The 2,468-nt window shown below is 63.6% G+C and carries 2 protein-coding genes; one reads left to right on the top strand and one right to left on the bottom strand.

What is annotated here, in order from left to right; translation table 11 throughout:
- Positions 1–722 (bottom strand): IS5 family transposase (locus ACFZDL_RS47145; RefSeq protein ID WP_353597321.1); only part of this gene is annotated, 722 nt, incomplete at its 3' end.
- Between the two features lie 405 nt (positions 723–1,127).
- Here ACFZDL_RS47145 and ACFZDL_RS47140 point away from each other — a divergent pair.
- The gene (locus ACFZDL_RS47140; protein WP_353597322.1) at positions 1,128–2,327 is read left to right on the top strand and encodes a serine hydrolase domain-containing protein; all 1,200 of its coding nucleotides are present in this window, start codon (positions 1,128–1,130) and stop codon (positions 2,325–2,327) included.
- Positions 2,328–2,468: the final 141 nt, after the last annotated feature.

Here is a 2,468-nt window from a genome sequence, read left to right as displayed (position 1 = left end):
CGGTGGCGCTTGAGGCGATTGATTCCGCACTCCACCGCGTGGCGCTCTTTGTAGTTGGCAGCGTCGAACTGCGGTGGCCGGCCACCGCAGGAACCGCGCTTCTTACGGTTGGCGGTCTGGTCGTCCTTCTCCGGGATCGTGCAGCGGATGCCGCGCTTGCGCAGGTAGGCGCGGTTCGCGCGGGAGCCGTACGCCTTGTCGGCGCGAACCTTGTCCGGCCGGGCACGCGGACGGCCCGGCCCGAGCCGAGGCACCCGGATACGGCCCAGGACCACCTGGAACTGCGGGGAGTCACCGCGCTGTCCGGCCGTGATCACCAGCGACATCGGCTTCTGGGCCTGCTCGACCGCCAGGTGCAACTTGGTGGTCAGCCCACCCCGGGAGCGGGCACCGGCCGCATGCTGGTGGGCGCGGGCGATGGTGGAGTCCACCGAGACGTCCCAGGTGATCAGTCCCTCGGCATCGGCCCGGGCCTGCAGTTGCTCGAAGATGCGGTGCCAGGTGCCGTCCCGCGGCCAACGGCGGAACAGTCCGTACACCGTCCCCCATGGGCCGTACCGCTCGGGCACGTCCCGCCACGGAGCACCGGCGCGGGTGCGCCAGCGTATGCCGTCTATCAGCTGCCGCTTGGTGTGTACCGGCGGTCGTCCGGACTTCTTCCCAGCAGGGAGCAGGGGCTCCAGCTTCGCCCACTGCGCATTCGTCAGATCGTGCCTCCCCATGAAGTGGATCTTGACACATCGAGATCCACTTCTGAAGAACGCCCTAAGCCGCACAACCAGCCGCGTTCGCGGCTTGACAATCGCATAGGGAGGTTCCTGAAACACGAGATCCACCAGAGCTAAAGGGCTCTATGTCTTCTGAGGAGTCAGTTGTCGCACCTCAGTGATGAGTCAATGACCGGCGTGGTCTCTCCTCTTCTGACGGGCAGATGGCTGCCTTCGAAGCTGTACTTGGCCTCACTCAGGGGGTCAGCACCTCTACCAAGCGGGGGGTTACCCCCATTACCTGCCGTGCCTCCACTGCGTAGCGTGATCGTCGTTCCCAGTTCTGTTCAATTCAATGGAGGAACAGCGACAATGAGGTACAGGCTTCGTCGGCGGGGTGGTCAGCAAGGGAAGCGCCTCGTGGCCCTGGCGACGGTCACCGCGGCGATTGTTTCGGGGATGATGGTGTCGGGAAGTGGGCCGGCCGTCGCGCACGCAGTGGTGGAGCCATCCGTTCGCAGTGCCACCGCGTCACTGCGAAGTGACCTCGAGAAATATCTGGACGCTCAGGGCACTAAGGATCATTTCTCAGCGGTTTCCCTTCGGGTGACCTATGCCGATCAGCGACCTGATATCTCGGTCGATGCGGGGACGTCCCGCTACGGCGGTGGTCGACCGGTGAACAGCAAGGCGCTGTGGCAGATAGGCAGCAACACCAAGGCGTTCACGTCCGTGCTGCTGCTTCAACTGGAGGCCGAAGGAAAGCTGTCCATACGGGACAAGCTGGGAAAGTGGCTTCCCCAGTATCCGGCGTGGCGCGATGTCACCATCAAGCAACTGCTGTCGATGACCAGCGGCATCCCCAGCTACACCGAGCAGAATGCGTTCCTGAAGGATTTCGACGCCAATCCCTCCACGCGCTTCACGCTGGAGCGCCTGATATCCTATGTGGAGGGCCTGCCACTGGGTCCCGCGAAGTACGAGTATTCGAATACGAACTACCTCCTCGCGCAGATGATTGTCGAACGAGCGTCGCACGATACTTACCATGAGCGGCTCGCCGAGCGCATCATCGAACCTCTCGGAATGAACGACACCTGCCTCCCCCCGGACTGCCCTCCGGACACGGCCTCGCGCATGCCGACGCCGTACTCCACCCATTCCGTCCTGCCGAAGCATCTCAACAAGTCACTTCCTCGGCTCCGCCTGTCCTGGGCGCAGGGGGCGGGTGGCCTGGTGAGTTCACTGAGAGACATGACGGCTTGGGACAGGGCGCTGTACAGCGGTCGACTGCTGCCCTCAGCGCAGCAGCGCGAGCTGGAGTCCCTGGTCTCGGCGAAGACGAGTAAGCCCATCAAGAGCGTCACGGCCGACGATCCCATCGGTTTCGGGCTCGGTGTCGTGAAGTTCGTCCATCCTGTGGCCGGGACGGTCTGGGCCTATGAGGGGGCCACTTTTGGAAACCGGGTGCTGCACATGTACTTCCCGAAGACTGGCATGATCATCGCCATTGCTGTCAACAGCGCCGTTGGCGAAGGGGACACGCTGCCCGACCTCGCCGGTACCGTCTACAAGACTCTTTCGGCGCAGAAGGCACAGGCTCTCCCACGGCACCAGTAGCCCCGGAGCCAGCTGCGTGACTTCCAGGTAGCTGCACTGCGAGGTCTGAGCTCCCTTCTTCCTGAGCTTGGCCTTTAACGTCGTAGGTCACTCGGCCTGCTGAGGCCCCGGGAATCGGCAGGCCGTGATGCGGCCATTCTT

It is taken from the genome of Streptomyces sp. NPDC007917, from assembly GCF_042959105.1.
In the GTDB taxonomy this organism is placed as follows: domain Bacteria; phylum Actinomycetota; class Actinomycetes; order Streptomycetales; family Streptomycetaceae; genus Streptomyces.
The sequence above is the reverse complement of the archived record's forward strand: the minus strand, read 5'-3'. Positions and strand labels throughout refer to the sequence as shown.